The organism is Hamadaea sp. NPDC051192 (assembly GCF_040682475.1).
Lineage (GTDB): Bacteria > Actinomycetota > Actinomycetes > Mycobacteriales > Micromonosporaceae > Hamadaea > Hamadaea flava.
Genome location: NZ_JBFBAZ010000254.1, coordinates 1 through 5,399, shown reverse-complemented (window position 1 = coordinate 5,399; position 5,399 = coordinate 1). Strand labels below are relative to the sequence as shown.

General features: G+C 72.2%; 5 protein-coding genes. 3 read left to right on the top strand and 2 right to left on the bottom strand.

Annotated features, from left to right (window positions below; all coding sequences use genetic code 11):
- Positions 1-96: 96 nt before the first annotated feature.
- Together AB0M47_RS41975 and AB0M47_RS41970 are read right to left on the bottom strand one after the other, a co-directional pair.
- Positions 97-768 carry a response regulator transcription factor gene (locus AB0M47_RS41975; RefSeq protein WP_363424432.1) on the bottom strand — a complete coding sequence of 224 codons (672 nt, stop codon included), beginning with the start codon at positions 766-768 and terminating at the stop codon, positions 97-99.
- Positions 765-1,910: a sensor histidine kinase gene (locus tag AB0M47_RS41970; RefSeq protein WP_363424430.1), complete on the bottom strand. Its 1,146-nt coding sequence runs from the start codon at positions 1,908-1,910 to the stop codon at positions 765-767. The genes AB0M47_RS41975 and AB0M47_RS41970 overlap by 4 nt, the downstream gene beginning before the upstream one ends.
- Before the next feature lie 144 nt (positions 1,911-2,054).
- Here AB0M47_RS41970 and AB0M47_RS41965 point away from each other — a divergent pair, with 144 nt between their 5' ends.
- Genes AB0M47_RS41965 through AB0M47_RS41955 form a run of 3 tightly spaced genes read left to right on the top strand, consistent with a single transcriptional unit; the run spans position 2,055 to position 5,301 of the window.
- Entirely contained in the window at positions 2,055-3,014 is a 960-nt protein-coding gene (locus tag AB0M47_RS41965) for an ATP-binding cassette domain-containing protein (RefSeq protein WP_363424428.1), read from the top strand.
- Positions 3,011-4,522, top strand: coding sequence for a hypothetical protein (locus AB0M47_RS41960; RefSeq protein ID WP_363424426.1), 1,512 nt, complete (start codon positions 3,011-3,013; stop codon positions 4,520-4,522). The genes AB0M47_RS41965 and AB0M47_RS41960 overlap by 4 nt, the downstream gene beginning before the upstream one ends.
- On the top strand, positions 4,519-5,301 hold the full coding sequence (locus tag AB0M47_RS41955; RefSeq protein ID WP_363424424.1) for an ABC transporter permease: 783 nt from the start codon (positions 4,519-4,521) through the stop codon (positions 5,299-5,301). Before AB0M47_RS41960 ends, AB0M47_RS41955 begins: the two co-directional genes overlap by 4 nt.
- Positions 5,302-5,399 lie beyond the last annotated feature (98 nt).

The following is a 5,399-nucleotide window of genomic DNA, read 5'->3' as shown; positions in this document are numbered from 1 at the left end:
CCGCCCGCTGGTGTGGCGCCCGCATAACTCGGCGGCGGCCTACGGGGCCCTCGCCGCCTGGGGGGGTCCGCCTGACTTCCCGGCGGGGGGCCGCCCTTACACGGCGGCCCCGCCGGGGACGATCAGGCCTGACTCGTAGGCCAGGACGACGGCTTGGGTTCGGTCGCGCAGACCGAGTTTGCCCAGCACCCGGCTGACGTGCGTTTTCACCGTCTCCTCGCCGACGACCAGCCGGGCGGCGATCTCCGGGTTCGACAGCCCCTCGGCGATCAGCCGGAGCACCTCCGTCTCCCGGGGAGTCAATGTGGACAGACTCGTGGGCGGACTCGGACGGCGTACGCGCAATCGGGCGAACTCCGCGACGAGCCGGCGGGTCACCGCCGGGGCGAGGAGGGCGTCGCCGGCGGCGACGACGCGTACGGCGTCGAACAGACGCTCGGCGGTCACGTCCTTGAGCAGGAAGCCGCTCGCGCCCGCCTCCAGCGCGTCGTAGACGTGTTCGTCCAGGTCGAACGTGGTGAGGATGACGACCCGGGTGTCCCCGCCGTCGGCCAGCACGCGGCGGGTCGCCTCGATGCCGTCGACGACGGGCATCCGCACGTCCATCAGGACGACGTCGGGCCGCTGCTCACGGCATACCCGGACGGCTTGCGCGCCGTCGGCCGCCGCGCCGACGACCGCGAAGTCCGGCTGCGTCGCCAGCAACGCGGCGAACGCGGCCCGCACCACCTCCTGGTCGTCGACGACGACGATGCGTGTGACGCTCACTGATCTCCCTTCGCCACCGGCAGAACCGCCTCCACCACGAAACCTCCGGTGGGACCAGGCCCAGCGATCAGCCGCCCGCCGGCCATCGCGGCCCGCTCGCGCATTCCGGCGAGTCCGTGTCCCGGCGCGCCCGCGCTGCGTCCCGGCCCGCTGTCGCGCACCCGCACCAGCAACGCGTCCGGCCGATAATGCAGCTCCACGTCCACTGCGGCACCCGCGGCATGCCGCCGGGCGTTCGTCAGCGCCTCTTGCACGATGCGGTACGCCGTGAGCTCGATCCCTTGATCCAACGGGGCGACGGAGCCGGACACGATGAGCCGGGCGCTCCCGGAGCCGAGGTCGCGTACCTCGTCCAGCAGTTCCGTGAGGTCCTGCAGGGTGGGCTGCGGGCGGCGGACCGGGCTGATCGGGGCGGACGCCGTGTCCTCGCGCAGTACGCCGAGCAGCCGTCGCATCTCGGTCAACGCCGTCCGGGCGGTGTCGCCGATCGCGACGAGCCGCTTGGCCCCCTCGGGCGGCATACCGGGCGTCGTCAGCCGGGCCGCCTCCGCCTGCACCGCGATCATCGAGATGTGGTGCGCCACGACGTCGTGCAGTTCGCGGGCGATCCGCGCCCGTTCGCCCCGGGCGATGTGCTCCAGCAGCGAATCCTGGACGGCCTGATCGGCGGCGGCCTGCCGCTGCGCCTCACCCCGCGCCCGGTACGCCGCTCCCCCGGCCGCGGCGAGCCCGGTGACCGCGAAGAGTACGACGGCGAGCGTACGCCCACCGGGCTGGTCGGCGGCCACGGGTGTGACGGCGTACGCGGCGAACGGCAGGACCAGCACCAGGCCCGTCCACGGCTTTCGGCGTATCGCCGTGGTTATGTAGAGAAGAGTGAGCGCCACGAGTCCGGCGGCGGGCGGGAAAGCGCCCAGGAACAGACCTAGCAGGCACGCGGACGCCGAGAGGGCGGCCGCCGTGCCGGGCCACACGCGGATCAGCGCGAGCGGAGCGACCATCGCGAGTGTGGCGAGCGCCGCGAAGCTGGCGATGTCCGGACGAGAAGCGGTACGCACGGCGCTCTCGGCGACGGCGGCGGTGCCGAGGACGGCGGCGCCGATCGCGGGCCAGCCCGCCGCCACATTTCCCGTCCACCTCACGGCAGCCATTCTTACCTGCGGTTGCGCAAACTGTCGTCCTCCGCTTAAGGGGTGCGCCCATCCCCTACGAGAGGGACTCGGCCGCGGCAAGACCACGGTCGCGCGTGACGCCTCCGGTGCACCACCCCGCCTAGCGTGCTCGGCATGGAAACTTCCATCGAAGTACGCGACCTGCGCAAGCGCTATCGCGGCGCCGTCGCGGTCGACGGGCTGTCGTTCACCGTGCGAGCCGGCGAGGTGACCGGCTTCATCGGCCCCAACGGGGCGGGCAAGTCCACGACGATGCGGCTCATCCTGGGCCTGGACGCGTCCGACGGCGGAACCGCGCTGGTCGGCGGGGCGGACTATCGGACGCTGCGCGCGCCGCTGACCCATGTCGGGGCGCTGCTCGACCCAGGCGCGGTGCATCCAGGCCGGCGCGGCCGCGACCATCTGCTGTGGATGGCCTACAGCAACGGCATCTCCCGCAAGCGGGTCGACGAGGTGCTCGACCAGGTCGGCCTGGCGTCGGCCGGCAAGCGCCGGGCCGGCACCTACTCGCTGGGCATGCAACAGCGGCTCGGCATCGCCGCCGCGCTGCTCGGCGATCCGCCGGTGCTGCTGCTCGACGAGCCGGTCAACGGGCTGGACCCGGACGGCATCGTGTGGATCCGGGAACTGCTGCGGTCGCTGGCCGCCGAGGGCCGGGTCGTGCTCGTGTCCAGCCACCTGATGAGCGAACTGGAGGACACCGCCGACCATCTGGTCATCATCGGGCGCGGCAAGCTCGTCGCCGACACCAGCGTCGCCAAACTGCTGGCCGCCGCGTCGAAGGACCGCGTCGAGGTACGCACCGCGCAGCGTACGGAGGCGATGACGGTGCTGGCCAACGCCGGCGCGACCGTGTCGGTCACCGGCTCGGACACCGTGATCGTTGAAGGGCTGCCGCCGGACGGGATCGGCGGGCTGCTCACCGGCGGCGGCGTCTCGTTCACCGAACTACGACGGCACCGCGCTTCGCTCGAAGAGGCGTACATGGAGCTGACGCGCTCCTCGGTGGAGTTCACTCCCGCCTCATCCGGTGCTCCGGCTGACGGCGCCGCGATCGAGGAGGCGAGCCGATGAACGGCTTCGGCGGCCTCTTGCGGGCGGAATGGGTCAAACTGCGCTCCGTCAATCGCTGGGTGATCGCTTTGTTCGGCGCGGCCGTGCTGACCATCGGCATCAGCCTCCTCGGGGCGACCGCGTCGGACACCGACGCCAACGCCAAGCCGAACTTCGTGGTCGGCCCGCACAACGATCCGGTGGCCGACGGATTCTCCTATGTGCACCAGCCGGTGACCGGGGACGTGACGCTCACCCTCAAGGTGGGCTCGCTGTCGCCGCAGGAGGAGCCGAGCAGGCGCTCCGGCCCCAACGGGGACATGGAGAAGCTGGACGACCCGTCGCCGTGGAACGCCGCGTCCGCGGGCATCATGCTCAAGGACGGAGCGACGTCGGGCGCCTCCTACGCCGCCGTCTTCGTCAACTCCGAGCACGGCGTACGCCTGCAGTCCGACTTCCGCACCGACATCGCCGGGAAGGCCGCGCAGGCTCCCCAATGGCTTCGGCTGACCCGGACCGGGAACGTCGTGTCGGCGTACCAGTCGGCCGACGGCAGCACCTGGGAGAAGATCGGCGAGGTGACCCCGGTGCACCTGCCGGCCACCGCCGAGATCGGGTTCTACGTCTCCTCCTCGCCCACCCTCTACGTCTCCCGGGGCGCGGGCGGCTCCTCGGTCGGCGCGCACCTCACCCGGTCCACGGCGACCTTCGACGACATCGCGCTCACCGGCGCCACCCCCGGGCAGTGGCAGACCGACGCGGTCAAGCAGCCCGGGGCCGAGGAGATCCGGATCAAAGAGGGCGCGCCTCAGATCACCGGGTTCAGCGAGTCCGGCGGCACCTACACGGTCATCGGCGCGGGCCGGATCGGCCCGCAGGACCCCGGGGACGACCCGGTGGAAGCCTCCCTGCTCGGCGTCATCGCGGGCATCATGGCACTGATCGCCGTCGGCGTCCTGTACGCGACCTCGGAGTACCGGCGCGGCATGATCCGCACGACGTTCGCCGCCGAACCGCGGCGGGGCCGGGTGCTGGCCGCGAAGACACTGGTCCTCGGGGGTACGGCGTTCGTGCTCAGCCTGGTCGGGGTGGTCGCCGGATACCTGATCGCCCGCCCGGCGCTGCGCAAGAGCGGCTTCGCCCCGCCGGCCTTCCCGGACGAGTCCATCACCGACCCGGTCGTCATCCGCGTACTGCTGTTGTCGGCGGCGTTCATGGCCCTGCTCGCGGTCTTCGCGATGGCCGTCGGCATCCTGCTGCGGCACAGTGCCGGGGCGATCACGCTGACGATCGTGCTGGTGATCCTGCCGATCATCGTCGGCTCGATCCTGCCCGGCACGCTGCCGAGACTGCTCATGTACACCACCCTCGCCGGCGGCATGGCGACGCAGCGGGCCAAACCCCCGACGCTGACCCTCGCCGAACCGTGGGCGCTCATCGGGCCGTGGGCGGGCATCGGCGTGGTCGCGGCGTACACCGCGGTGGCGCTCGGGCTGGCGTGGTGGTCGCTGCGGCGGAGGGACGTGTGAGGACCGTGCGAGCGGAGTGGACCAAGCTGCGATCCCTGCCCAGCACCGGCTGGCTGCTGCTCGCCGCGGTGGTCGCGACGGTGGCGCTCGGCTTCGCGGTCACCGGATCGATCGACGCCGACCACTGCCGCAGCGACTGCCACGAGGACCTGACCCGGATGAGCCTGATGGGCGTACGCCTCGGGCAGGCCGCGGTGGCGATCCTGGCCGCCCTCGCGGTGACCTCGGAGTACGCCACCCGCACGATCCGGCCGACGCTGACCGCGACACCCGGGCGCCTCCGGGTGCTGCTGAGCAAGCTCACGGTGGTCACCGGGCTGGCGCTGCTGGCCGGGGCGGCGGGAATGGCCGGCTCGCTGCTGGCCGCCCGCGCCGTCCTGCCCCGCAAGGGATTCACCCCCACCAACGGGTACGCCTACCTGTCGCTGGCGGATCACCTGACCCTGCGGGCGTACGCCGGATCGGTGCTCTACCTGGGGCTGATCGCGTTGATCAGCGCCGGGCTCGGGTTCGTCCTGCGGGACACGGGCGGCACCATCGCGGCGATCCTGGCGCTGCTCTACGGCTCGCCGCTGATCGCGATGTTCGTCACCGACGCCAAGTGGCAGCACCGCATCCACCGGTTCTCGCCGATGGACGCGGGGCTGGCCATCCAGTCCACCCGGGACTTCGCGGTCACCACCCACATCGGGCCCTGGGCGGGGCTGGGTGTGCTCGCCGCGTACGCCGCGGCGGCGGTGCTCGCCGGGGCGATCCTGTTCCGCCTCCGCGACGCCTGACGCCCTATGGCTGGGGTCAACCGCGCGCCCCGGCGCCCACAGTAGGAATCCCAGTCCGAGGCACCCGGCACAACCAACCCGCGCCAACCAAGAGTGAC

Coding starts and splice junctions, on each gene's coding strand:
- AB0M47_RS41965 (WP_363424428.1), top strand. CDS start 2,055: ATGGAAACTTCCATCGAAGTACGCGACCTGCGCAAGCGCTATCGCGGC.
- AB0M47_RS41960 (WP_363424426.1), top strand. CDS start 3,011: ATGAACGGCTTCGGCGGCCTCTTGCGGGCGGAATGGGTCAAACTGCGC.